This is a genomic window from Comamonas sp. NyZ500, assembly GCF_016772095.1.
Lineage (GTDB): Bacteria > Pseudomonadota > Gammaproteobacteria > Burkholderiales > Burkholderiaceae_C > Comamonas > Comamonas thiooxydans.
Map to the genome: position 1 here is coordinate 58544 of NZ_JAEIJE010000003.1, position 25797 is coordinate 84340.

At 62.8% G+C, this 25797-nt stretch carries 23 protein-coding genes; 4 read left to right on the plus strand and 19 right to left on the minus strand.

Features of this window, described 5'->3' with window-relative positions; genetic code table 11:
- Window positions 1-352: 352 nt before the first annotated feature.
- The 3 genes from JAO85_RS05990 to JAO85_RS06000 all read left to right on the plus strand — a co-directional run bounded on the left by JAO85_RS05990 (window position 353) and on the right by JAO85_RS06000 (window position 3452).
- Window positions 353-916 (plus strand): TRAP transporter small permease, encoded by a 564-nt coding sequence (locus JAO85_RS05990; protein ID WP_003068089.1) that lies wholly within the window; start codon window positions 353-355, stop codon window positions 914-916.
- Complete coding sequence (locus tag JAO85_RS05995; RefSeq protein ID WP_003068086.1) at window positions 913-2211, plus strand: TRAP transporter large permease; 1299 nt, start codon at window positions 913-915, stop codon at window positions 2209-2211. The genes JAO85_RS05990 and JAO85_RS05995 overlap by 4 nt, the downstream gene beginning before the upstream one ends.
- A 203-nt stretch (window positions 2212-2414) precedes the next feature.
- A complete protein-coding gene (locus tag JAO85_RS06000) occupies window positions 2415-3452 on the plus strand; it encodes a DctP family TRAP transporter solute-binding subunit (protein WP_012839881.1) in 1038 nt (345 codons plus the stop codon).
- A 287-nt stretch (window positions 3453-3739) separates the two neighbouring features.
- Here JAO85_RS06000 and JAO85_RS06005 read toward each other — a convergent pair whose 3' ends face one another.
- The 9 genes from JAO85_RS06005 to JAO85_RS06045 all read right to left on the minus strand — a co-directional run bounded on the left by JAO85_RS06005 (window position 3740) and on the right by JAO85_RS06045 (window position 13356).
- The gene (locus JAO85_RS06005; RefSeq protein WP_046460557.1) at window positions 3740-4681 is read right to left on the minus strand and encodes a 2-hydroxyacid dehydrogenase; all 942 of its coding nucleotides are present in this window, start codon (window positions 4679-4681) and stop codon (window positions 3740-3742) included.
- Window positions 4682-4774: 93 nt separating this feature from the next.
- Window positions 4775-5743 (minus strand): PDR/VanB family oxidoreductase, encoded by a 969-nt coding sequence (locus JAO85_RS06010; protein WP_202787690.1) that lies wholly within the window; start codon window positions 5741-5743, stop codon window positions 4775-4777.
- Between the two features lie 30 nt (window positions 5744-5773).
- Window positions 5774-6853, minus strand: coding sequence for a Rieske 2Fe-2S domain-containing protein (locus tag JAO85_RS06015; RefSeq protein WP_202787691.1), 1080 nt, complete (start codon window positions 6851-6853; stop codon window positions 5774-5776).
- A gap of 14 nt (window positions 6854-6867) precedes the next feature.
- Window positions 6868-8226, minus strand: coding sequence for an MFS transporter (locus JAO85_RS06020; protein ID WP_202787692.1), 1359 nt, complete (start codon window positions 8224-8226; stop codon window positions 6868-6870).
- 161 nt (window positions 8227-8387) lie between these two features.
- Complete coding sequence (locus JAO85_RS06025) at window positions 8388-8867, minus strand: MarR family winged helix-turn-helix transcriptional regulator (RefSeq protein ID WP_003051093.1); 480 nt, start codon at window positions 8865-8867, stop codon at window positions 8388-8390.
- Window positions 8868-8974: 107 nt separating this feature from the next.
- A complete protein-coding gene (locus JAO85_RS06030) occupies window positions 8975-10051 on the minus strand; it encodes an aromatic ring-hydroxylating dioxygenase subunit alpha (protein WP_063663816.1) in 1077 nt (358 codons plus the stop codon).
- Between the two features lie 82 nt (window positions 10052-10133).
- Window positions 10134-10898: a GntR family transcriptional regulator gene (locus JAO85_RS06035; RefSeq protein WP_012839888.1), complete on the minus strand. Its 765-nt coding sequence runs from the start codon at window positions 10896-10898 to the stop codon at window positions 10134-10136.
- 179 nt (window positions 10899-11077) lie between these two features.
- Window positions 11078-12907 (minus strand): ABC transporter ATP-binding protein/permease, encoded by a 1830-nt coding sequence (locus JAO85_RS06040; RefSeq protein WP_012839889.1) that lies wholly within the window; start codon window positions 12905-12907, stop codon window positions 11078-11080.
- Window positions 12865-13356 carry a hypothetical protein gene (locus JAO85_RS06045; protein WP_003068069.1) on the minus strand — a complete coding sequence of 164 codons (492 nt, stop codon included), beginning with the start codon at window positions 13354-13356 and terminating at the stop codon, window positions 12865-12867. The genes JAO85_RS06040 and JAO85_RS06045 overlap by 43 nt, the downstream gene beginning before the upstream one ends.
- A 212-nt stretch (window positions 13357-13568) precedes the next feature.
- Between JAO85_RS06045 and JAO85_RS06050 the strand changes: the two genes are divergently transcribed.
- On the plus strand, window positions 13569-14036 hold the full coding sequence (locus JAO85_RS06050; protein ID WP_003068067.1) for an acyl-CoA thioesterase: 468 nt from the start codon (window positions 13569-13571) through the stop codon (window positions 14034-14036).
- A 67-nt stretch (window positions 14037-14103) separates the two neighbouring features.
- Here the strand turns inward: JAO85_RS06050 and JAO85_RS06055 are convergent, their stop codons facing one another.
- The 10 genes from JAO85_RS06055 to JAO85_RS06100 all read right to left on the minus strand — a co-directional run bounded on the left by JAO85_RS06055 (window position 14104) and on the right by JAO85_RS06100 (window position 25612).
- Window positions 14104-14748 carry a polymer-forming cytoskeletal protein gene (locus JAO85_RS06055; protein ID WP_087863498.1) on the minus strand — a complete coding sequence of 215 codons (645 nt, stop codon included), beginning with the start codon at window positions 14746-14748 and terminating at the stop codon, window positions 14104-14106.
- Window positions 14749-14989: 241 nt separating this feature from the next.
- Window positions 14990-15502 carry a thioesterase family protein gene (locus tag JAO85_RS06060; RefSeq protein ID WP_046460552.1) on the minus strand — a complete coding sequence of 171 codons (513 nt, stop codon included), beginning with the start codon at window positions 15500-15502 and terminating at the stop codon, window positions 14990-14992.
- A gap of 335 nt (window positions 15503-15837) precedes the next feature.
- Window positions 15838-16632 (minus strand): enoyl-CoA hydratase, encoded by a 795-nt coding sequence (locus JAO85_RS06065; RefSeq protein WP_039050041.1) that lies wholly within the window; start codon window positions 16630-16632, stop codon window positions 15838-15840.
- 46 nt (window positions 16633-16678) lie between these two features.
- Window positions 16679-17512, minus strand: a complete 834-nt coding sequence (locus JAO85_RS06070; RefSeq protein ID WP_034391059.1) for an acyl-CoA thioesterase II — start codon at window positions 17510-17512, stop codon at window positions 16679-16681.
- Window positions 17513-17549: 37 nt separating this feature from the next.
- Window positions 17550-18515 carry an alpha/beta fold hydrolase gene (locus JAO85_RS06075; protein ID WP_202787693.1) on the minus strand — a complete coding sequence of 322 codons (966 nt, stop codon included), beginning with the start codon at window positions 18513-18515 and terminating at the stop codon, window positions 17550-17552.
- Window positions 18516-18529: 14 nt separating this feature from the next.
- Entirely contained in the window at window positions 18530-19726 is a 1197-nt protein-coding gene (locus tag JAO85_RS06080; RefSeq protein ID WP_039050044.1) for an acetyl-CoA C-acyltransferase, read from the minus strand.
- Between the two features lie 180 nt (window positions 19727-19906).
- Window positions 19907-22330 carry a 3-hydroxyacyl-CoA dehydrogenase/enoyl-CoA hydratase family protein gene (locus JAO85_RS06085; protein WP_202787694.1) on the minus strand — a complete coding sequence of 808 codons (2424 nt, stop codon included), beginning with the start codon at window positions 22328-22330 and terminating at the stop codon, window positions 19907-19909.
- Between the two features lie 82 nt (window positions 22331-22412).
- Complete coding sequence (locus tag JAO85_RS06090) at window positions 22413-22856, minus strand: DUF2147 domain-containing protein (protein WP_012839897.1); 444 nt, start codon at window positions 22854-22856, stop codon at window positions 22413-22415.
- Window positions 22857-22943: 87 nt separating this feature from the next.
- Complete coding sequence (locus tag JAO85_RS06095) at window positions 22944-24740, minus strand: acyl-CoA dehydrogenase C-terminal domain-containing protein (RefSeq protein ID WP_012839898.1); 1797 nt, start codon at window positions 24738-24740, stop codon at window positions 22944-22946.
- Window positions 24741-24817: 77 nt separating this feature from the next.
- Complete coding sequence (locus JAO85_RS06100) at window positions 24818-25612, minus strand: TetR/AcrR family transcriptional regulator (protein ID WP_122974662.1); 795 nt, start codon at window positions 25610-25612, stop codon at window positions 24818-24820.
- Window positions 25613-25797 lie beyond the last annotated feature (185 nt).

Here is a 25797-nt window from a genome sequence, read left to right on the forward strand (position 1 = left end):
CAAAACACAGACTCGACGATGAGCCATGCCTTGGTCGCCAGACCCTAGGGTAATGCCTGCCGCCGGACGTAAGCCCTGCGACATAGATACCTTGATAATATTTGCTCACATCTATCCGGTGTGTCTACTCGCTCCAAGCCATCCCGGCGCACAACGCCGTGAAGGTCAAGGAACAACATAAGGACTTACGCAAACAAGAATGCAACGCGGCCTGCCTCCTGAGGCAATCGTCTTGCCGGAACCCGTTTTGCGTAAGTCGTGAACATAAGGGCATTCTCATCGAGTGCGCGCGGATCACGCCATTCAGGCGAGCTGCCCTGACTCCTGTGTGTTTTTCTGACTTTCCGCGTTCATGTCCTCCACTCCTCCCGAGACCGATGGTGCCGCCGATGCCGGCGCGCGCCCGGACGAGCCTCGCTCCCTGCGCATTGAAGACTGGTTGACCGTGATCATCATGGCCGCTCTGGCCCTGATCACGTTTGCCAATGTGCTGGTGCGCTACTTCACCAACTCCTCCTTCGCCTGGACCGAGGAAATCTCGGTCTTTCTGATGATCTTGCTGGCCCTGGTCGCAGGCTCTGCCGCCGTGGCGCGCAATCAGCATATCCGCATCGAGTTTTTCTCGGACAGCGGCTCCGTCCAGCGCCGCAAGGCACTGGCCCGGTTCGGCTCTCTGATGGTGGCATTGCTGTTTGCCATCATTGCCGTGCTCAGCGTGCGCGTGGTCTGGGACGACTTCCGTTTCGAGGAGACCTCGCCCGGCATCGGCCTGCCCCAATGGTGGTATTCGATCTGGCTGCCCGTGGTCTCGGCACTGATCACTGCACGCGCCATCGGCCTGTTCATCCGCCAGGGCAAGCCCGGAGCCTTCCCCGACGAGCCCGTGGAAAAAGACCACAGCAAGGAGATCGCATGATCGCCACCTTGCTGTTCGTGGCCTTTCTGGGCCTGATGTTCATTGGCGTGCCCATAGGCGCCGCCCTCGGTCTGGCCGGAGCGGCGGCGATTGCCCTGGCCAATGCCGATACACAGTGGTTCGGTCTGCTGGCCGTGCCGCAGAACTTCTATGCCGGGCTGGGCAAATATCCACTGCTGGCGATTCCCATGTTCGTGCTGGTGGGCTCCATCTTCGACCGCTCGGGCGTTGCCCTGAGGCTGGTGAACTTTGCCGTGGCCATCGTAGGCCGCGGCCCCGGCATGCTGCCGCTGGTGGCGATTGCCGTGGCCATGTTCCTGGGCGGCATCTCCGGCTCCGGGCCGGCCAATGCGGCGGCCGTGGGCGGCGTGATGATCGCCGCCATGAGCCGCGCCGGTTATCCCAAGAGCTTCTCGGCCAGCGTGGTCGGAGCGGCCGCAGCGACGGACATTCTGATTCCGCCTTCGGTGGCCTTCATCATCTACTCGGTGCTGGTGCCCGGTGCTTCGGTGCCGGCCCTGTTCGCGGCCGGCATGATTCCAGGCGTGCTGGCCGGCATCGCGCTCATCATTCCCGCCGTGTGGATGTCGCGCAAGCACAAGATGGGTGCGCTCGAAGCCTCCATGCCCCGCCCGCCCTTCTGGAAAAGCCTGCGCGAGGCCTCCTGGGGCCTGGCCGCTCCGGTGCTGATCCTGGGCGGCATGCGCATGGGCTGGTTCACCCCCACCGAAGCCGCCGTGGTTGCCGTGTTCTACGGGCTGTTCGTCGGCATGGTGATTCACCGCACCATCGGCCTGCGCGACCTGTTCCCGATTCTGCGCGAAGCCGGCGAGCTGTCGGCCGTGATCCTGCTGGTGGTGTCGCTGGCCGGCATTTTTGCCTTCTCGCTGTCCACCCTGGGCGTGATCGATCCCGTGGCCAATGCCATCGTGAATTCCGGTCTCGGCGAATACGGCGTGCTGGGTCTGCTGATCCTGCTGCTGATCACCGTGGGCATGTTCCTCGACGGCATCTCGATCTTCCTGATCTTTGTGCCGCTGCTGCTGCCCATCATGAATCACTACCACTGGGACCCCGTCTGGTTTGGCGTGATCCTCACGCTCAAGGTGGCACTGGGCCAGTTCACGCCGCCGCTGGCCGTGAACCTGATGGTCAGCTGCCGCATCGCGGGCGTGCGCATGGAGTCCACCGTGCGCTGGGTAGGCTGGATGCTGCTGTCCATGTTCGCCGTGATGATTCTGGTCATTGCCTTCCCGCAGCTCGCACTGTGGCTGCCCGCAAGACTTGGCTATTGACCCCCTGAGCGGCTATGTCTAGGCGGCCCCACCACTTCCCCCTCTCTCTCGCTTCTCGGGAGGGGGACGACACCAGCGCGGCGGGGCGGCGCGGCCAGCTTCGGCCCTTGCGCGGTGTCTACTGAGATGGGCCGTGCGTATTCAATGTGCAATGCATCTAACAAGCAAAGCATTTTTTCGTTTCTAAAAGGGAGACAAACCAAATGAAACTTCGTAGCTTCCTCGCATCCGCCGTGGCGACAGCCGCCGCTTTGGCCTTTGCATCGCCCATGGCCATGGCCCAGGCCAAGTACAAGAGCGAATACCGCATGTCCCTGGTGCTGGGCACGGCCTTTCCCTGGGGCAAGGGTGGCGAGCTGTGGGCCGACAAGGTGCGCGAACGCACCCAGGGCCGCATCAACATCAAGCTCTACCCCGGCACCTCGCTAGTGCAGGGCGACCAGACGCGTGAGTTCTCCGCGCTGCGCCAGGGCGTGATCGACATGGCCGTGGGCTCGACCATCAACTGGTCGCCCCAGGTCAAGTCGCTGAACCTGTTCTCCATGCCCTTCCTCTTCCCCAACTTCAAGGCCGTGGATGCCGTGACCCAGGGCGAAGTGGGCCAGGAAATCTTCAAGACCCTGGAAAAAGGCGGCGTCGTGCCTCTGGCCTGGGGTGAGAACGGCTACCGCGAAATCTCCAACTCCAAGCACGCCATCAAGACGCCCGCCGACCTCAAGGGCATGAAGATTCGCGTCGTGGGCTCGCCCCTGTTCCTGGACACCTTCACGGCCCTGGGCGCCAACCCCACGCAGATGAGCTGGGCCGATGCCCAGCCCGCCATGGCCAGCGGCGCCGTGGACGGCCAGGAGAACCCCATCGGCGTGTACATGGCGGCCAAGCTGCAGTCCGTGGGCCAGAAGCATCTGACCATGTGGGGCTACATGAACGATCCGCTGATCTTCGTGGTGAACAAGGACATCTGGAACAGCTGGACACCGGCTGACCAGGCCATCGTCAAGCAAGCCGCGCTGGATGCCGCCAAGGAAGAAATCGCCATCGCTCGCAAGGGCCTGGTCGAGGCCGACAAGCCCTTGCTCAAGGACCTGGCAGGCCTGGGCGTGACCGTGACCACGCCTAACGCTGCCGAGCGCGAAGCCTTTGTGAAGGCCACGCGCCCCGTGTTCGACAAGTGGAAGAGCCAGATCGGCGCACCGCTGGTCGACAAGGCCGAAAAGGCCATTGCCGCCAGCCAGAAATAAGCTCCCCCTGAGCCGCTACGCCTAGGCGGCCCCGCGGCTTCCCCCTCTCTCTTCGGGAGGGGGACGACACCCTCGCTGCGGGGCGGCCCTTGCTTGGTGTCACTGGTTTGGTCCGCGCCAGCTTCATGGCGCCGCAGATAGTAAAAATCCCCGCACGGCTTGCCGTGGCGGGGATTTTTTTGCTATGAATATCAAAGCTTTAAGCGCCTGATATAAGTGAATTTCAACATCAAATCAAATTGAAATACAACCACATCAATCGCAAGCAGCTTTCAATTCAATAGCACTCAGATGGGCGAAACCAAGGGCTTGCCATCCAGATGGCAGCGCATATTGGCGATGAAGCGATCCACCGAGTTCTGCACGGCCTCGGGCGACCAGCCGCCCACATGGGGCGTCAGCACCACGGCGTCCAGATCGATGAGTTCCCGCGGCGGCAGCGGCTCGCTTTCGTAGACATCCAGTCCGGCACCGGCCAGACGGCCTGCACGCACGGCGTCGGCCAGCGCTGCGGTATCGACCACCGAGCCGCGCGCGATATTCACCAGCACGCCTTTCTCGCCCAGCGCATCGAGCACCTCTGCATTGATCAGATGGCGCGTGCCAGCGCCTCCCGGCGTGGCCACCAGCAGCACATCGGCCCAGGCAGCCAGCGCCAGCAGATCGTCGAAGTAGCGGTAGTCGGCGCCCTCGCGCGGCTTGCGGTTGTGATAGCCGACGGGCATATCGAAGGCGGCCGCGCGCCTGGCGATCTTGGCGCCGATCTGGCCCAGCCCCACGATGCCCAGGCGCTTGCCCGAGACATTGGCCGGCAGCGGCAGGGCCGAGCGCCAGATGCCGGCACGCGTGGCCTTGTCCAGCTTGACGATGCCGCGCACTGCGGCGATCAGCAGACCCATGGCGTGGTCGGCCACGCAGTCGTCATTGGTCCCCACGCCGTTGCCGACGGCAATCCCGTGCGCCTTGGCATAGGCCACGTCGATGTTCTCGTAACCCGCGCCCATGGCGCAGACCAGAGCAAGCCCGGGCATGCGCTGCATCTGCGCGGCCGACAGGCCCGTTGCGCCAATCGTGCACACGCATTGCACGCGAGCTCCGTGGGCGGCGATTGCGGCCTCGGCCTGATCGGCCTCGGGCGCATAGATCACATCAAAGTCGGCAAAGGTCTGCTCCATCTGCTGCAGATGGGCGGGGACCTGGAGATTCAGGACTAGCAGGGCAGGCTTCATGGCGGGAACGCGGCGCTTTCATGGAAAACGCCTATTTTGAGCAGGCTGCGCCAGCCCTGCCCGTGCATGGTCAAAACCTGCCCGATCCGTTCATCACAGATCCAGCACCAGGCGAGCCGACCTGGCGCGCGAGCAGCAGGGCAGGAACTGGTCGTTGGCAGCCTGCTCGTCTTCCGTCAGATACATATCGCGGTGATCGGGCTGACCAGAGATGACGCGCGTCAGGCAAGTGCCGCAGACGCCCTGCTCGCACGATGTCTGGACGCAGACTCCGATGGACTCCAGCGCCTGCACCACGGTCTGCGCGGGCGTGACACGCACCACCTGGCCGCTGCTGGCGACCTCCACCTCGAAGCTCTCGTCGTCGGCGCGGTGCTCCACTTCGGCGGCAAAGAACTCGTAGTGCAGCTGTTCGGCAGGCCAGCCCGCCGCTCGCGCCGTGTCGAGCACGGCGTCCATGAAGCCCTTGGGTCCGCACACATACAGATGCTGCCCCTGCTCTCTTTGCTGCAGCAATTCGCTCAAGCCCAGCGACGACTTTCCATTCACGTCATCCACATGGATCTGCGCCTTGTCAGCCCATTGCGCAGCCTCTATGGTCTGGGCAAACGCCATGCGCTCACGCGAGCGGCCGCAGTAGTGCAGTGCGAAATCCGCACCGTCGCGCGCCAGCTTGCGCGCCATCGCCAGAATCGGCGTGATGCCTATGCCGCCCGCCAGCAGCAAATGCTTGCGGGCCGGCGCATGCAGCTCGAAATGGTTGCGCGGCAGGCTGATGGTGATTTGCTGGCCGGCCTGCAGCTGCTCATGCACGGCCGCCGAGCCACCGCGCGAGGCGGGCTCGCGCAGCACGGCAATCACATAACGGTCCAGCTCGGCGGGATCGTTGCTCAGCGAGTACTGGCGCACCAGCCCTCCGGGCAGGTGCACATCGATGTGCGCACCCGCACTGAACGGCGCCAGGCTGCTGCCTTCCAGAGCCCGCAATTCCAGGCTGCAGATACCGGCTGCCTGCTCCTGCTTGTGCGCAATGCGCACCTCGAACGTGGTTTCAGTCTTCATCTCGGGTACTTCTCTTTTGCTTGTGCGTCGCTAGGCCAGCGCCTGCGAGGCTTGCACGCCGGCCTGGCGCAAGCGCTCGATCACGCGCCGCGCACGGTTGGGCCCCACATCCACGTGGATATCCACCACGGCGCGTGAACCAAACCGCTGCTGGTTGCGGAACTGGGCTTCGATGACCACCTTGTCTTCTTCGAAAGTGGCCGCCGTCTGATCGATCACCAGCTGTGTCGTGTCCTGCATCTGCGGATGCGGATTGGTCGCAATCGTCCAGAAGTAATGCGCGCTGGTCTCCGTCTCCGGCGTCACGCCGTGAAAGCCGCGCATATGGAATCCTTCGCGCGCCGGGTTGTCCAGCCTGTCCTGGCCGGCATCCATGGCACCGGTCCAGATACGCACATGCGAGGGGTGGAACTCCACTTCCTGCCAGCGGTCGATGCGGCCCTGAAAAGGCCAGGCCTGCGCATAGGTGGGCGGCGGGTCCGAATCCGGCATCCAGCGCACCACCTTCACGCTGTCCCCGTCCTGGCTGACCTTGAGATCCGCGTTCATATGCACGCGGGCATTGCCGCCTATGGTCTTGAGGTGCACATAGCCCAGATGGCTCAGGTCCAGCAGATTGTCGTGAATCAGCTGATACGGTGCGTCATAGTGGTAGACGCCGCCGCCAAAACGATATTGCGGGTCGCTGTGCACGGCATAGGCCGGTGGCTCCGTGCCCGGCACGGAATCCGGCGTCGCGCCCATCCAGATCCAGAGAATCTGGTCGCGCTCGCGCAGCTCGAAGGACTTCACGCAGGCCTTGGCCGGAATCCGTTCCTGGCCCGGTATTTCGAGGCAGCGCCCCTCATGACTGAAGAGCAGACCATGGTAGCCACAGCGCAGACCCGCAGCCTCCACCGTGCCGCAGGACAGCGGCAGCTCGCGGTGGCAGCAGCGATCCTCCAGCGCCGCGACGCGGCCATCTTCCGTGCGGAACAAGACCACGGGCTGGCCCAGCAAGGTGCGCGCCACCGGCTGGTCCTTGAGCTCCCAGGCAAAGCCTGCCACATACCATTGATCCAGCGGAAAGGCCGGCAGGGCCGCGCTCGTGGGTTGGGAAATCTGGTTCATCGAAATCTCCCTGGTCAATGAGCGGCAGCCACTGTCTCGGATGCAGCGCGCCTGTGCGCAGCCTGCGGGCCTGCAATGCGATGCATGGACACGATGACGGCAGCCAGGACAAACGCCAGGCCATAACCCAGGTACAGCTGATCGGGCGACCAGGCCGCATCCAGCAGGCCACCGGCCACCAGCGGCGACACAATCGCCCCGATGCGGCCGATGCCTATGCCCCAGCCCACGCCCGTGGCGCGCACATCGCTGCCGTAGACCACAGGCGCAATCGCATAGAGGCCGGCCACGCAAGCATTCACAAACACACCAATCAGAAAGGCCAGCGTGTACGACATCCACAGCGCGCCGGAGCTACCCACCAGAAAGCACAGCAGCACTGCCGTCACCAGCATGAAGACCGCCAGCGCACGGTGAATCGCGAAACGCGCCGCCAGCAGGCCCAGCAAGGTCGCGCCCAGAATGCCGCCCAGACTCAGCAGCACGCCCGTGGTCACGCCCTGCTCGGGCGTCAGCCCCGAGGCCGCCAGCAGCTTGGGCGTCCAGCTCATCACGAAATAAAAGCCGAACATCACCGAGAAGAAGGACAGCCAGACCAGCAAGGTGGGGCGCAGCAGCCTGGGAGACAGCAGTTGCAAAGGGCCCATGCGCTTGCCTTCACCGCTGCCTGCCGCCACGGCCTGAGGCAGGGAACCCAGTGCGGGCAGGCCCATCTTGCGAATCAGTCCATTGAGACGCTGCAGCGCATTGGCGGGCCGCTTGACCAGCAGAAAGTCCAGGGACTCGGGCAAGGCAAACCAGGCCAGAACCAGCACCGCCAGCGTGGAGCAACCGCCAAACAGGAAGACGGAACGCCAGCCATGGTGCGCGAGCAGCCAGACCGCGATACTGCCGCCAATGGTCGCGCCCAGCGCATAGCCGGTCGATTGCAGCGTGACTGCCAGACTGCGCCAGCGCAGCGAGGCATATTCGCTGGCAATCACATTGCTGCAAGCCAGAATGCCGCCCACGCCCAGGCCCGTGATCACGCGCAGCACCGCAAGCTGCGTGGGCGTCTGGCTCCAGGCCGAAGCCAGCATGCCCAGCCCGGACACGGCCAGGCACAGCAGAATCAGGGGACGGCGCCCCAGCTTGTCGGCCATGGGCGCCAGCAGCAGCGAACCTGCGGCCATGCCGAAGAGGCCGGCACTGAGCAAAAAGCCCAGTTCCGAGCCACTGAGCTTCCAGTGCGCCGACACCGCCGAAGCCGTGAAGGCCATCACCAGCACGTCAAAACCATCAATCATGTTCAGGGCCATGCATACCGCGATGACCGACCATTGGAAGGTCGTCATGGGCCGCTGGTCCAGATGCGCGCGCAAATCCTGTTCCATCGTTGTCTCCTTGTTTTTTATCATTCATTCAGCATACTGAATCACATTCAGTTTACTGAATGAAATCTTGATCCAGCACAAGTGGATTCCCTAGTCGTGCCGGTTCACCGCCGGCGCTGGCCGGCGTGATCGTGATGAAGCCGCCGCGCCAGAACGGGCTGTTAGCCGTTGATCACCGCTTGCTCGCCGGCTTCAGTGCTGTCGTGCAACTGCACGAACTTGCGCAGCAGGCGCTTGAACTCCGCCTGCTCCTCGGGCTCCAGCGCCGAAAGCATGCGCTGCTGCAGCTCGTAGACATTGGGCACAAACGCGGCCAGCATGGCTTCGCCCTCGGTGGTCAGGCTCAAACGGCGCTGACGCCTTGGCAGCAGCTCGCGATGAATCCATCCCTTGCTTTCCAGACGCGCAGCGATATCGGCCGTGGTCGAGTTGTCCAGTGCGACAAGACGCGCCAGCGTCACCTGGTCGATGCCGGGAGACTCTTGCAGCATGCGCAGGATGGCGTACTGAACCGGCGTCACATCGGGGCCCAGCACTTCTCGAAACAGCAGCGCAGCAATCTGCTGGGCTCGTCGAATCAGATGACCTGGCTGGTCGTAGAGATCCAGGGAAAGCGGGTTGGGTGTGGTGGGCGATTCCATGCAGCAGCGTAGCAAGGGCAGCGCTGCCTATGGGCATCGCTGACTCCGATTCGGGGAGCTGCAAGATTACTCCATCTACAGACATGATCTGCCCCGCCTGCGGCCGTTCAAGCCAGCGCCGCAACGCGCGACTCGTTTTTCTCTTCGTCGATCAGGCGCTCGATGATCTTGCGCGACTGCACGCCGCCGGCATCGATATTGAGCTTGAGCAGTTGACGCTGCGGATAGTCCTCAAGGTTGCGCTGCTGCAGCTCCAGCATCTCCAGGTCTTCGCTGAAGATCTTGTGCTGGCCTTGCTTGATGGCCGCCGTCACCGATGCATCGCCGGGATTGAACTTGCGCGCCATGCCCCAGAAGTACCACATGCTGCCGTCGGTCTCCGGAGTGATGAAGTCCACCACCATGCTGTAGACCTTGTGCTCGTCCGCTGCGTCATAGCCGCCCTTGCCGGCATGTGCCACACCGACCTCGATCAGTACATGGCTGGGAGGAGTGAAGCGGCAGACCTGCCAGCGGTCCACAGGCACGTCATCGGCCAGACCGTTGCTGCGCAGAGCCATCTTCCAGAACGGAGGTGCCTCGATGTTCTCCATGAAGCGGCTGGTGACCACCTCGCTGTCGCCCATGACCTCGGTCTTGCAGGGCGTCTCGTCGATCTCGGCCTGGCCGATGCTGCTGGCATGCACATAGGTCTCATGGGTCAGGTCCATGAGGTTGTCGATCATCAGGCGATAGTCGGCCTTGATGTGGAACAGCCCGCCGTCATAGGCCCACTCGGGGTTGTCATGCCATTGCAGATCCGGGATCAGCGCTGCATCGGCCGCATCCTTGTCGCCCGGCCAGACCCAGACAAAGCCGTAACGCTCTTCCACCGGATAGCTCTTGATGGCAGGAAAGCCGCGCACGCGCTGGCCGGGCATGGCAACCGTCTTGCCGTCGCAGCCCATCTCCAGCCCGTGATAGCCGCAGACCAGCTTGCCTTCGCAGACGCGGCCCAGCGACAGCGGTGCGCCTCGATGCGGGCAGAAGTCCTCTACGGCAGCCATCTTGCCTTCCAGAGCGCGGTAGAAAACCATGCGCTCACCGCAGATCTGGCGCCCCAGCGGCTTGTCCGTGACTTCGGCCGCAGTGGCAGCAACATACCAGGTGTTGCGAGGATAGGTGGGCTGTGCTTGCTTGCTCATCGTGGGTGTCTCCTTGTATTTGTCGTCAGGGTCTGGGTGCGGGCGCGGTCCGCCGCGCCGAGCGACGGCCTCGGACCGGCCGTCAGCGGCTGGCGCGAATCAGTTGCGCACCGGGTACGCGCGTGGTCTCGGGCGAGCGCATGGCTTCGCGCAGGTTGCGCCGCGCAATGCGTGAGTGCTCTTTCATCAGCGCCTCGGCACGCGCGCCTTCGCGGTGCTCGATGGCGTCAATCACTTCACGGTGCTGCTCCTGCGCGAGGATCAGGCTGCGAAGCGCGCGCGGCGACTCGGAGTCGGCCACCACAAAACCCGAGGGGGAGGCAAAGGGCAGGCGCTTGACCCGCTCCAGCTCGCGCTGCATGAAGCTGCTGCCCGACATCTCCAGCAAGATGTCGTGAAATTCGGAGTTCAAGGCCACATAGGCGGAAAACGCTTCGTCGCCCCAGTTCTGGGCATCCAGCACACGGTCGATGGCATCCAGACAGCGCGCGGCTCTCGCCAGCAGGGCTTCATCGACCCCGCGCTCGGCCGCCATGCGCGCTGCCAGACCTTCCAGCGTGCCGCGCAGCTCGATGGCGTCCGAGACATCGGCTTCGGACAGCACGCGCACCTTGTAGCCGCGCCCGCCGGACGTGGCCTCCAGCATGCCCTCCTGCTCAAGCCGCATCAGCGCTGCACGTATGGGGGTACGGGAGATACCCAGACGCTCGGCCAGCACCAGCTCGGAGATGCGCTCGCCGGCCGCCATCTCGCCGGCAAGAATCATTTCGCGCAGCTGCAGCTGCGCCTTCACGACCTGGGAATGGTTTTCTTCCGCTGCAGCAGCGGTGGCAATAGAGGGTGGCATGTCTCGCGGGGTATTTAGTTCTTGGTAGACGGAAGAAATGTATACATAAAAATCAAAAAACAGCGATTTAATTGCAAATCAAAGGGTAAACACCTAACAACATGTATACATATAAGCAAAGCAGTCAAAAAGAAAGCCACCCGAAGGTGGCTTGTCAAACGTCTGGCGAGAGGCCGCACTCAGGCGGGAATCTCCGATGACTCCTGCTGATTGAGCTGCATATTCCACATGCTGGAGTAACGCCCTCCGGCGGCCAGCAGCTCCTCGTGCGTGCCGCGCTCGATGATGCGGCCGCTGTCCATGACCAGGATTTCATGCGCTTCGACCACGGTGGACAGGCGGTGGGCAATGACCAGCGATGTCTTGCCCTGCGCCGCGCTGCGCAGCTCGTTCTGAATGGCACGTTCGTTGGCGCTGTCCAGTGCCGAAGTCGCTTCGTCGAAGATCAGGATCGGCGGATTCTTGAGCAGGGTACGCGCGATGGCCACACGCTGCTTTTCACCGCCCGAGAGCTTGAGGCCGCGCTCGCCCACACGCGTGGCATAGCCCTGGGGCGTGCGCTCGATGAAGTCATGGATGCGTGCGGCCTTGGCCGCTGCAACCACCTGCTCCTGCGTGGCGCCCGGTTGCCCATAGGCGATGTTGTAGGCCACCGTGTCATTGAACAGCACCGTGTCCTGCGGAACAATGCCCACGCAGTGGCGCACGCTGCTCTGGGTCACCGTGCGGATGTCCTGCCCGGCAATGCGCACATGGCCGCCCTGCACGTCGTAGAAGCGAAACAGCAGACGCGCCAGCGTGCTCTTGCCCGACCCCGAGGGACCGACCACGGCCACGGTCTTGCCCGCAGGAATGGTGAAGCTCACATCATGCAGTATGGGCCGCGCGCTGTCGTAGGCGAACTGCACGTTCTCAAAGCGCACTTCGGGCGGCGGATTGTCGATCTGCAAGGACTGGGCACCGGGCGCATCGGCCACCTCTCGCTCCTTGTCCATGAGCGTGAACATGCGGTTCAGGTCGGTCAGACTTTGCTTGATCTCGCGGTAGATCACGCCCAGGAAATTCAGCGGGATGTAGAGCTGAATCATGAAGGCATTGATCATGACCAGATCGCCCAGCGTCAGCCTGCCGTCGACCACGCCCTGCGTGGCACGCCACAGAATGGCCACCAGCGCAGCACCGATGATAAGCTGCTGGCCGCAGTTGAGCATGGACAGCGTGGTCTGGCTCTTGAGCCGCACGCGGCGCAGGTTCTCTAGGTTCTCGTCGTAGCGCGCAGATTCGAACTGCTCGTTGTTGAAATACTTGACGGTCTCGTAATTGAGCAGAGAATCGATGGCCTTGGTATGGGCCGCCGACTCCTGGGCATTGGCCTCTTTTCTGAAGCGGGTGCGCCACTCCGTCACGGTGACCGTGAAGCCGATATAGAACACCAGCGCTGCCAGCGTGATGACGGCAAACCAGATGTCGAAACGCACGGCCAGAATGCCCAGCACCAGCGCCATCTCAATCAGCGTGGGCAGGATGGAGTAGAGAGAATACGAGATCAGCGACTCGGTGCTGCGCACGCCGCGCTCGATGTCGCGCGTCATGCCTCCGGTCTGGCGCTCCAGATGAAAGCGCAGGCTCAGCGCATGCAGATGCTCGAAGGTCGACAGCGCAATCGAGCGTGATGCCCCTTGCGTGGCCTTGGAAAAGACCAGATCGCGCAGCTCGGTGAACATGGTGGAGGAAAACCGCAGCAATCCATAGGCCGCCAGCAGACCCACGGGGACCACCAGCACGGCCTGTGCCTGCCCGGGCTTGATATCCAGCGCATCGACCAGATGCTTGAGCAAGATGGGCACGCCCACATTGGCCAGCTTGGCGCAGATCATGAACGCCAGCGCCGCCAGCGCATGCCATTTGTAGCGCCAGATATAGGGAAAGAGGCGACGCAGCGTGGCTCCGTCTGACTGGTTTGCCGCTACTGCGGCTTCTTCTGGGGTTGCAGGTAACTGTGAACGCATTGTGGGGCTGTGTCGCCCTGCTGGCAGTCGGAGCCGCGGTAGAGGGCGTCTATTTCTATGACGGGAATCGGGGTACCCGCGAATTCTGCCTGTCCCGTCACTTTTGCGCTCACCCAGACCAGGGTGAAGGGCTGCAGCAACTGCCTGTCATACGGGCCAGCACCGCAGGCCTTGAAGAAGCTGGCCTCGCGTGGCCAGGACAGAAAGCCCTGTTCGCTGAACTCGGCATGCAACAGAACCATGCAATCGCGCTGCTCGCCGACCGCCGCTATGGTGCGCAGCCCGCCAGCCCAGCAGACACGCGCATTCAGCGCACCGGCCTGCAAGGCCTGCCTGGGATTCATTGCAGTGAAAGGTCCGGCCAGCGCTGCCGCGCCGGTCAAGGGTTCCGGATGGCAAGAGGGCTGCACGGCCTGCACAGGCGGCTTGAGCGACCTTGCCGATGTCACATCGTCTCTGCCCGATATTGGGGCTTTTACCGGATGGCTGCTGCAAGCCGCCAGCACGACACTCAGGCATCCACAGATCCACCACAAACACCGTCCCATAGTTACCCCCTACTTACTTGCCCGAACCGTCGTTAGTGGCTTTCTCTCGCCAACATGGTAGAAACCCGATGTTGAGGGACAATTCAATCTTTCCATTCGTGTCACAGATTTCCATGCCTCCCCGTTCGCCCGACCTTCCCAGCGTTGCCCTGCCCGCCGACAAGGAACTGGTCCTCAAAGTCGTGCCCATGCCTGCCGATGTCAATGCCAATGGCGACATCTTCGGTGGCTGGGTCATGGCGCAGGTGGACCTGGCCGGCTCGGTGCTGCCTCAGCGCATCAGCCACACCCGCATGGTGACCGTGGCCGTCAACGAGTTCATCTTCAAGCAGCCCGTGCGCGTGGGCGACATTCTGTCCTTTTACGCGGGCGTGCAGCATGTGGGTCGCACCTCGGTCGCTGTGGATGTGGAAGTCTTTGCCGAGCGCTTTTCCGACCAGGGCAAATATGTGAAGGTGACCGAGGCCCGCCTGACCTATGTGGCCATTGATGCCACCGGCAAGCCCCAGTCTCTGCCTGATACCGAGCAGACACGTGCCTGGCGCGAGAAACTCCAGGCTCAGGCGGCCGCCAAGAGCTGATCCATGCATCGAGCATGAAAAAAGCGACCTCTAGAGGTCGCTTTTTTCATGGGCTGTGCGCAGAGATTCAGGCGACAGCAGCGCTACCCGTGGTTTCACTGCTGCTGGCTGCAGCCGTCGCCGTGCTGCTACCGGCACTGCTCTTGCTCCAGGCGGAAGCGGAGGCATTGCTGGAACTGCTGGTGCCGGAACGGGTTCCCGCTTCGATCTGCCCCGTCAACTCGCCACCCTCTTCGATCACCACCTTGCCATAGCGGATCGTGCCGCTGACCTTGCCGGAGCCATAGATCACCAGCTTTTCGCGCACCGTGAGAGTGCCGTCGAACTTGCCGTGGATTTCTGCAATATCGATCTCGGCCGTACCGTGAAACGCCCCCTGCTCGGCAATCTTGATGACGCGGGAGTTCATGGTCGCCTCAACCGTTCCCTCCACGACCAAGGTATCGCAGTCCGTGATTTCCACTCCCTTGAGCTTGATGTTCGGACCGACGGTCAGCTTGCTGCCACCGTTTTCCTCCGCAATAGGCGCGGTGGGAGCAGCAGTCGCAGCCGCACGCATGGGGCTGGATGGGGCCGTGCCAAGGCCCGCGTTACTCAGGGAGCTGGCGCCAGATGTCGCAGCGGTATTCGCTGTCGAAAGCCCGGTGACGGAACTGCGTGAAGGAAAGTTATCGTTATCGCGTTTGCCGAAGAACGGGTTTTGCACAGCCATGGCGGGAATCTCCTAGTCAGAAAGTGCCATCCTATGCAGCATAAGTAGCAACATTTACCGTCATCTCGCAATAACGGTAAGCAAAGCTTTCACAAGTTTCAGTTACTTGCATGCATTGCCTGATCTCACACAATGAAAGATTTGGCAGCATCCGGGCAAGCGTTCACTTGCCTGTCTTTGAGGCACTTTTTGCTGCCCGCCCATATTTCGCCGGCGCTTTACGCTCTCGTTTCAGAGATCGTCAAGAGACGATATAGGCCGCCGTGCCGGTAGAGAGCAACTCACCATCCACCGACAGAAACTCCATCTGAGTATTCGCCACCCGCGAGCCCAGGCGCAGCACTCTGGCCGTGAGCAGAAATTCCTTGCCGATGCCGGGGCGCATGTAGTCCACACGCAGATCGATGGTGCCCAGCCGGGAAAAACGATGCAGTCTTTGCGCGGGCGTATCGTCCATATGCTTGGCCGCAATGGCCGCCATCACAGCCAGCCCGCCCATGGAGTCCAGGCCGGCGCTGATCACGCCTCCATGAATGCGCTGATAGGCCGAATGCCCGATCAGATCAGGTCGCATGGCGATATGCCCCTGCACCAGCGTGGGCGTGATCTCGCCGATCTTCAGACCGATAGTCTGGTTGAAGGCCACGCGCGTTTCAAAGATCTCTCGCAAGCCGGAGATGAACTCAGGCTCGAACTGCACGGGCTCGGCAATCTCCTGCGCTGAATGACGGGACGATACGGACCTGGATGTCATAGGCAACCCTGAAAAGAGGTCAAAGAAAAATCGCCCGGCAAGGGGCGATTCTCAGATCGGCACTGGTACAAGCTGGCCCGGATTCGACACATGCCGAAATCCGGATGGCGCTTTGGGTAACACCGCCACCCATCGCTTCGCTCATCTTGCAGCCGCAATGTCTGACTTCAGCACTGGCTGAAGTCAGGGTGGCGTTTTTGGCGAAATCGCCCTCCATCGCTGCGCTCGTCTTGCTGCCGCAATGTCTGACTTCAGCACTGGCTGAAGTCAGGGTGGCGTTTTTGGCGAAACCGCCCCCCATCGCTGCGCTCGTCTTGCTGCCGCAATGTCTGACGTCAGCACTGGCTGAAGTCAGGGTGGCGTTTTTCCATGAAGGCCGTCAGTGCTTCCTTGGCCGCGGGCTCGCGCAGCATGCGGGCGAAGACCGCGCCTTCTTCCACGATACGCTCGCCCACTGCCTTGGCCTGGCCGCCCTTCATCAGGCGCTTGGTCTCGATCAGCGAGGACAGGGGCTTGCGCGCCAGCTTCCTGGCCTGGGCCTGTGCCAGGGCATTGCATTCGCTGGGCGGTACCACGCGGTTGATCAGGCCCACCTCCAGCGCGGCTTCTGCCATGAAGGGCTCGCCCAGCAGCAGGGCTTCGGCGGCACGGTGATAACCCAGCATCTGGGGCAGAAGCAGGCTGGATGCCGCTTCGGGGCATACGCCCAGGTTGATGAAGGGCAGCGAGAATGCGGCGTTATCGCCGGCATAGACCAGATCGCAGTGCAGCAGCAGCGTGGTGCCAATGCCCACGGCCGGACCACAGACGGCAGCAATCAGAGGCTTGGGGAAGGCCGAGACTTCCTGCAGAAAACGCCACACGGGCGCATCGGCCCCCATTGCACCGGGGGTTGAGGCCTGCTTCAGGAAGTCCGCAATATCGTTGCCTGCGCTGAAGATGGCGATATCGCCCTGAAACACCACCACGCGCACGCCTGCGTCGACCTTGGCGGCGGCCAATGCATCCGCCATCTGGGTGTACATGGCCTCGGTGAAGGAGTTCTTCTTCGCCGCACGGTTGAAGGTGATGGTGCACACGCCCTCTTCGGTGTGCACCAGGATGTCCTGGCTATCCTGGGTATTGCTCATGGTCTTGCCTTGTGAATGATGTGAACAGCTTGCTGGTTTCGGCGCGCTATTCCTTGTAGTAAACAATCTGGTGGCTGGTTGCCAGCATCTGACCGGACTGGCTCCACAGCTGGGCCGTCTGGTCAAAAAAGCCGTTGCGGAACTCCTGCCCTCGCGCCTGCGCCAGCAGCAATCCGTCACCTGCTGCAGCCAGTTCCTCGCGTCCGGCATGGAAGTAGACCGTGATGGACACCGTACCCGCCGGCACGCGCTTGGCGCGGCGCAACCACGCCCGTGGAAAGAACACATCGGAGACTGCAGCCAGCGACGCGAAATCCAGCGGACGCGGCGGATTGTCCCTCACCCAGAGTCGCGTCAGACTGTCGCGCTCTGCCCCGTCCTCATCACGCGGCAGGATTCCGTCCACAAATCGCATCTCGTAGCGGGTCAGCCACTCGGAGGCCTTGAACAGCGGCGGCACTCGCTCCACCTCGGCAGCAGCCCGGACCTCGGGCATGGGCATATCGCTGACGCTCCAGGTCTGGCGGCGTACCGCCGTCACGGCCGTGGCCGTGGTCACGACCTGCGGCTGGCCTTGAGCATCGGGCTGGGTGATGGTCAGCAGCCAGTGCTGGGTGGAGCGGTTGGTACGCACCGGGTTGGCGTCGATCTCAAACGTACCCGGCCCCACGGCTGCCGCATAGTTGACGGTGATGGACAGCGGATCGCCCAGACACTGAGGGTGTTGCTGAATCGCTTGCACCAGGCTGGCCGCCGTGATGCCGCCGTAAGGGCCGACCATATTCCAGTAATCGGGCGAAGCCGTTCCCTGGTACTGATTGGGCACGCCCGTAGCGCTCAGCGCTACGGCACGATCAAAGGGGTGGAGGTCTGTGCTCATGATTGGCAGTGTTGCCCAAGGGCGGGAATGAAAGCCGTCAAACAGGTGACTCAAGCGGCCCGAACAAGGGTTTGCCTGGGCCACGGTCACCGTCGCGCCAGCTCTGCAGCAAGGGCAACAGGGGCTGCCACAGTAGCTCACGCATCTCTTCCTTGAAATACCCCAGATGGCCTATGCGTCCGGACGGAGCCAGGCCCGGATCGACACGCTCCAGCGTGCTGGGCGCACTTTTGTACCAGTCCACCAAAGACTGCACGCTGGCCAGCGACATCATTTCGTCGTCCTCGAAATACAGCGCATGCAAGGGGTAGTGGGCTGCCGCATAGGCCTCGGCCGCCCAGCGCCCCTCCACCCCCATGGCGTACAGAGGATTCAGGCACCAGCGACGCCATTGCCAGATCACGCCTGCCGGCAGATCGCCCACAATGCCCAGCTTGCGCCCCGGAAACGCGCCGTACAAAGCAGTGACCAGCGGAGCGACGCCCCACCAGAACAGCCTGACCATGCGCTTGGTTGGCGCCGCGTTATCGCGCCAGTAGCCGCTGCCGCTGCCCACGGACAGCAAGCCGTTGATGGGCAGAGGGATGGAAGCCAGGCCCGGCAGTTGCGAGCCCACGCTATGGCCGATCCAGATCAACGGCTGCTGGGGAAACTGCTGCTTGAGCTGCGCTGCCACCAGCTCGCAGTCCTTAGCCCAGTCCAGCAAGTCGGCCCTGGCGTCGCGCAGCGGCACTTGCAGCGACAGGCCATGGCCACGGTAGTCGAAGGTGGTGACGCCATAGCCCTGCTCCGCCAGCCAGCGGGCAAAGGCCTGGTAATAGCTTTGCTGCACGCCCATGGCGCCGGCCACCACCACCTGCGCCAGCGGCGCTGCCGCCCTGGGCTGACACTGGCGCAGCACCAGATGGGCCGAACCCACGGAGATGGGCAAGGCCATCTCCGTCCATTGCACGGCAGCTTGCACCGGAACTTGTACGGAGGCTTGCGACTGGGCGGTCTGCATGGCGGCTGCGGCGTTCAGACGCGCTCGAAGATGCCTGCCGCGCCCTGACCCATGCCCACGCACATGGTCACCATGCCGTACTTGAGCTGCTTGCGCTGCAGCGCATGGACCACGGTGGCGGCACGGATGGCACCGGTCGCCCCCAGGGGATGGCCCAGCGCAATCGCACCGCCCATGGGGTTGACCTTGCTCTGGTCCAGACCCAGGGTGTTAATGACAGCCAGGGACTGGGCCGCAAAGGCCTCGTTGAGCTCGTACCAGTCGATATCGTCCTGCTTGAGACCCGCATAGCGCAGCGCGGCGGGAATGGCCTCGATGGGGCCAATGCCCATGATGGCGGGCGGCACGCCCTTGCTGGCATAGCTGACGAAGCGCGCCAGCGGCGTCAGACCAAAGCGCTTGACGGCATCGCCGCTGGCAAGGATCAGCGCGCCCGCACCGTCGCTGGTCTGCGAGCTATTTCCCGCCGTGACCGTGCCGCGCGCCGCAAACACGGTGCGCAGCTTGGCCAGACCTTCGAGGCTGGTATCGGGGCGCGGGCCTTCGTCCAGACTCACGGTGCGCGTGCTGGCCACGGTCTCGCCGGTGGCGATGTTCAGCGTGCGGTCGGTGACTTCGATCGGCGTGATCTCGGCAGCGAAATCGCCGGCCTGCTGCGCGGCAATCGCGCGGCGGTGCGATTCGAGTGCAAACGCATCCTGCGCCTCGCGCGAGACCTTCCACTGCTGGGCCACCTTCTCCGCCGTCAGGCCCATGCCGTAGGCAATGCCCACATCGCCGTCGCGCTCGAAAATGCTGGGCGAGAGGCTGGGCGCATTGCCCATCATGGGCACCATGCTCATGCTCTCCACGCCGGCGGCAACCATCACATCGGCTTCACCGACGCGGATACGGTCCGCCGCCATGGCCACGGCCGACAGACCGGAGGCGCAAAAACGGTTGACGGTGATGCCGCCGATGCTGGTGGGCAGTCCCGCCAGCACTGCACCGATACGCGCCACGTTCAGGCCCTGCTGGGCCTCGGGAATCGCGCAGCCGCAGACGATGTCCTCGATCGCCTTGGGGTCCAGGCCAGGTACCTGGGCCAGCGCCGCCTTGAGCGTGGTGGCCAGCAGATCGTCGGGGCGGTAGTTGCGGAAAAAACCCTTGTGCGAGCGACCGATAGGAGTGCGCGTGGCCGCAACGATATAGGCGTCTTGTACTTGTTTCATGACCAAATTCCTTGGTTGTCTCTTAGCTCTTTAACCTGTGTGCAAGGCTTCAATTGCTTCGCGGCGCATACCAGCAGCCAGCGAGCAAGGGCCGCCCCGCAGCGTTGCTGGCGTCCCCCTTCCCGCAAAGCGAGAGAAGCGGGAAGGCGCGCAGCGACTCAGGGGGATGCTCATATCCAATCAGTTGCGAACCGGCTTGCCGGTGTTCAACATGCCCAGGATTCGTTCATGGGTCTTGGGGTGGGCAATCAGATGACAGAAGGCCTTGCGCTCCAGGCTCATCAGATAAGCCTCATCCACCAGCGTGCCGGCATCGACATCGCCGCCGCAGACCACATTGGCGATCAGGCCCGCAATATGCTGGTCGAACTCGCTGATGAAGCCGCCGTCGCGCATATTGACCAGCGAGCCCTTGATCGTGGCCTGACCGCTGCGCCCGGCCACCGGGAAGCTGCGCTTGTGCGGCGCACGCCAGCCGCTGGCTGCCATGGACTTGGCCTCGTTGATGGCGACAAACAGCACCTCGTCCTTGTGGGCCACGACGATGTCGCTGTCCAGCAGATAGCCGAGCTTGCGCGACTCCAGCGCGCTGGTGCCCACCTTGGCCATGGCCGCGGCCGTGAAGCCTTCGGTCAGGAAGGGCAGCAAATCCTTGCCGGTGCTGGTGGCTGCATTTTCTGCAGCGCGGCGCGCGATATAGGTCAGGCCGCCCGCGCCGGGCACCAGGCCCACGCCGACTTCCACCAGACCGATATAGCTTTCCATATGGGCCACGCGGCGTGCCGAGTACACCGCCATCTCGCAGCCGCCGCCCAGCGCCAGCCCGTGAATGGCAGACACCACGGGCACCTGTGCATAACGCAGGCGCAGCATCAGGTTCTGCAGCTCCTTCTCGATGCTCTCGATGGCGTCGGCACCACCGATCACAAAGGCCGGCATGGTGGCCTCCAGGTCGGCGCCCACGCTGAAGGGCGCATCGCCGGACCAGATGACCATGGCGTCGAAGTCGCTCTCGGCCGTATCCACCGCCTCCATCAGGCCTTCCATGACTTCGGGGCTGATGGCATGCATCTTGTTCTTGATGCTGGCAATCAAGACCCGCTTACCGGAGGGGCTGTCATCCTCGTCCAGCGTCCAGGTGCGCAGCGCCCTGGTTTCGGCAATCGTCGTGCCTGCCGTCTGCCAGTCGGGCAGATCGGTTTCACCGAGCAGCCTCTCGGGGAAGAGCTGGCGCTCGTACACGGGCAGCACACGGCGCGGCACGAACTGGTTCTGCGCAGGGCTCCACGAACCATTGCCCGTGTGTACTCCGCCGGCCTCGGCCACCGGACCTTCGAAGACCCATTGGGGCAGCGGCGCCTTGCACAGCGCCTTGCCTGCATCGATATCCTCTTGCACCATCTTAGCTACCTCCAGCCAGCCAGCTTCCTGCCACAGCTCGAACGGGCCCTGCTTCATGCCGAAGCCCCAGCGCATGGCCTGGTCCACATCGCGTGCGCAATCGGCAATGGATTGCAGGTGCACGGCGGCATAGTGAAAGCTGTTGCGCAAAATGGCCCAGAGGAACTGGCCCTCCTTGCCCTCGGCATTGCGCAGCAGCTTGAGGCGCTCTGCAGCGGGCTTTTTGAGCATGCGGCCGTAGACCTCGTCGGCCTTGCCGCCTGCGGGAATGTAGTCCTCGCTGTCGAGCTCGAACTGGAAGATGTCGCGGCCCACCTTTTTGTAGAAGCCTTTCTTGGTCTTCTGGCCCAGGTTGCCCAGCTCGATCAGCTTGGCCAGCACGGGCGGCGTGCCGAAGCTGCCATAGAAGGGGTCGGTCTCCAGGCTCAGATTGTCCTGCAGCGTCTTGACGACATGGGCCATGGTGTCCAGGCCCACCACGTCGGCAGTGCGGAAGGTGCCCGAGGAAGCGCGGCCCAGCTTCTTGCCCGTGAGGTCGTCCACCACGTCGAAGGACAGACCGAAGTTCTCGACCTCCTTCATCGTGGACAGCATGCCGGCGATACCGATGCGGTTGGCGATGAAGTTGGGCGTGTCGTGCGCTCGCACCACGCCCTTGCCCAGCGTGCTGGTGACAAAGGCTTCGAGCTGATCCAGCACCTCGGCCTGCGTGGTGGGCGTGTTGATCAGCTCCACCAGCTGCATATAGCGCGGCGGGTTGAAGAAGTGGATGCCGCAAAAGCGCGGCTTGATGGCGTCGGGCAAGGCCTCGGACAGCTTGGTGATCGACAGGCCCGAGGTATTGGACGCCAGCAGCGCGTGCTTGGCGACGAAGGGAGCGATCTTGTGATACAGGTCCAGCTTCCAGTCCATGCGCTCGGCAATGGCCTCGATCACCAGATCGCAGCCCTTGAGCAGCTTCATATGCTCTTCGTAGTTGGCCGCCTGAATCAGCTCCACATCATCGGCCACACCGATCGGCGAAGGCTTGAGCTTCTTCAGATTGGCAATGGCACGCTCTGCAATGCCGCTCTTGGAGCCTTCCTTGGCGGGCAGGTCGAACAAAATGACCGGCACCTTGACGTTGACCAGATGGGCGGCGATCTGCGCACCCATCACGCCCGCGCCCAGCACGGCGACTTTTTTCACATTGAATCGGGACATGAGCTATGTTCCATTAAGGGCCAGCGGCCTTGCCACGGACAAAGCATGGGACTGAGGCGCTGGCTGTTTTCTGTCTTGAGATTTACTGAACGCGGATCCAGGTCTGGGTACGCCAGAAAGGACCGATGGAGCCGCGCACTTCCAGCTTCTGGCCTGCATCGACGGGCGTCAGGCGCACGGTATAGGTCTTGCCGTTTTCGGGATCGAGAATCCTGCCGCCTTCCCAGACATCCTTGCCCTCGACTTTTTTGACGCCGCTGATCAGCGTCATGCCCACCACGGGCTTGTCCTTGAGCTCTTCCTTGCACTCGGTGCACAGCGCATTCGGGTCCGCGCCCTTGCGCAGCAGGGCCTCGACCTTGCCCGTGACCACGCCTCCGGCCTCGGTGATCTTCACCTGCGCCTTGGGCGTGTTTTCCTTTTCATCCATGCTGCGCCAGGTGCCCACGGGCGACATCTGCGCCCAGGCGGCCGACATGCTTCCCGCTATCAATACCAGAGCTGCTACCGCTTTGATCTTCTTCATTTCCTAGTCCTTTATATTCAAAACAAGGGATGAATAGGCGCATACAGCTACTCTTTCAATAGCATTACAGCATGCGCCTGCGGAACATCAGGCCAGGGCCGCGTCGCTGTCCATCAGCGACTGGCTGCCGGCGCGCGCGGTGCGCATCAACGTCGCCGTCTCGGGGAACAGCTTGGCGAAGTAAAAGCGCGCGGTCTGCAGCTTGCCCAGGTAGAAGGGATCTGCATTGCCCGCCGCGATCTCGCGCAGCGCCACCTGGGCCATGCGGGCAAACAGGTAGCCGAAGACCAGATGGCCCGCCACACGCAGATAGTCCACGGCCGCAGCGCCGACTTCGTCGGGGTTCTGCATGCCCTTGAAGCCGATCTCGGTGGTGAACTTGGTCATCTGCTCGCCCAGCACGGCAATGGGCGTGATGAACTCGCTCATCTTCTCGTTGACGCCCTCTTCCTCCACCAGTTGAGCGATCAGTTTGCCGAACTTCTTGAGCGTCGCGCCCTGGTTGCCCAGGATCTTGCGGCCCAGCAGATCCAGCGCCTGGATGCCGTTCGTGCCTTCATAGATCATGTTGATGCGCGCATCGCGCACAAACTGCTCCATGCCCCATTCCTTGATGAAGCCGTGGCCGCCGAAGACCTGCTGGCTCAGCATCGTCGCCGTCCAGCCGTTGTCGGTGATGAAGGCCTTGACGATGGGCGTCAGCAGGGCCACCAGCTCGCCGCTGTCCTTGCGCACCTTCTCGTCCGGGTGGTGCAGCTCCTTGTCCAGCAGCAGGCCGCAGAAGGTGGACAGCGCGCGGCCGCCTTCGGCATAGGCCTTGGCCGTGAGCAGCATGCGGCGCACATCGGGATGGACGATGATGGGGTCGGCCGGCTTGTCCTTGGCCTTCACGCCCGACAGGCTGCGCATCTGCAGGCGGTCCTTGGCATAGGCCAGCGCATTCTGGTAGGCCACTTCGGTCAGCCCCAGCGACTGGTTGCCCACGCCCAGACGGGCCGCGTTCATCATCACGAACATGGCTTGCAGACCCTTGTTGGGCTCGCCCACCAGGGTGCCGATGGCGCCGTCGATATTGATCTGGGCCGTGGCATTGCCGTGAATGCCCATCTTGTGCTCCAGCGCACCGCAGAAAATCGGGTTGCGCTCGCCCAGCGAACCATCGGCCTTCACCTTGAACTTGGGCACGACGAACAGGCTGATGCCCTTGGAGCCGACAGGCGCATCGGGCAGACGCGCCAGCACCAGGTGCACGATGTTGCTGGTGAAGTCATGCTCGCCGGCCGAGATGAAGATCTTGTTGCCGGTGACACGATAGCTGCCGTCCGCCAGCGGCTCGGCCTTGGTGCGCAGCAGGCCCAGGTCGGTGCCGCAATGGGGCTCGGTCAGGCACATGGTGCCGGTCCACTCGCCGCTGGTCAGCTTGCCCAGGTAGGTCTTCTTCTGCTCCGGCGTGCCGTAGGCATGCAGGGCCTCATAGGCGCCATGCGAGAGACCGGGATACATGGTCCAGGCTTGATTGGCGCTATTGAGCATTTCATACAGCGCCGAATTGAGCACGAAGGGCAGGCCCTGGCCGCCATACTCAGGATCGCAGGACAGTGCCGGCCAGCCGCCCTCGATGAACTGCGCATACGCCTGTTTGAAGCCCTTGGGCGTGGTGACCTCGTGGGTCTCCTTGTTCAGCGTGCAGCCCTCTTCGTCGCCGGAGATATTCAAGGGAAACGTGACATTGGCCGCAAATTTGCCCGCCTCTTCGACCACCGCGTTGATGGTGTCGGCATCGACCTCCGCGTACTTGGGAATCTGCTGATAGGTCTCGGTGACCTTGAAGACCTCGTGCATGAGGAATTGCATGTCACGCAGTGGCGGGTTGTAGCTGGGCATTTGTCGTCTCCTGTGATGGTTGCGCGTTGAACGGTTTGCTTTTTTGGGGTTGGAACTGACGCGGGTCGTGAATGGCGTCAGGCAGCTGGCGGCTGGCTGGCATAGCGCGCCAGAATGTTGTTGAAGCCTGCATGAGCCCGCTCTATCGAGCCTTCGCTATGCAGAAAGCGCGCCTCGTAATGCAGGGCAAGAATCAGGCCGTGAATTTCAAACAGCAACTGGCTGGCATCGGCATCGGCACGCAGATCGCCACATTCCTGGCTTTGCACAATGGTGCGGCGCATGGCGGCCAGCCAGGTGCCGACGGACTCGGCCAGCGCATCGCGCACCGGGCCCGTGCGATCGTCGAACTCCACTGCTCCGCTGATATAGATGCAGCCGGAGTCGATCTCTATGGAGGTGCGCTTCATCCAGTTGCCAAACAGCGCTCGCAGACGCGGAATGCCGCGCGGCGCCTCGATGGCAGGGTAGAAGACTTCCTGCTCGAAACGGTCGTGGTACTCGTGCACCACGGAAATCTGCAATTCCTCACGCGAGCCGAAATGGGCAAACACACCTGACTTGCTCATGCCCGTGAGTTCGGCAATCGCGCCAATGGACAGGCCTTCAAGGCCGATATGGGTGGCCAGATTGAGCGCGGCCTCGACAATCGTGGCCTTGGTTTGCTGACCTTTTGCGAGCGATCGGCCCGCAGACTTGGTGGCAGCCCCTTCCACGGCCTTACTGGGGCTAACCGCAGCTTGCGCCTCGGCGTGCAGCTTGCGAGACTTTGCGCTGGTCTTCCTGCTCGCAGCCCCCCCGCGGCCAGCCGGGTGCGCCACATCCCGACCTGCGGGCGAAGTTGAAGAACGGGAAGCGGAGGACGAGGCCATGAAACTCTCAATAAAACGAACGTTCGTTCTATTTTGCACAATTTCCGGCCGGTTTTGAATCCATCAAGGGTAAATACTTAGCCTTTCCCTGTCAGGACTTTTGCCGACTCAGCTGCCTCAATGCGCAATAAAAAACGCCGCCAGTCCTGAGACTGCGGCGTTCCTGAAAGAGTGCCTGAGGAGCG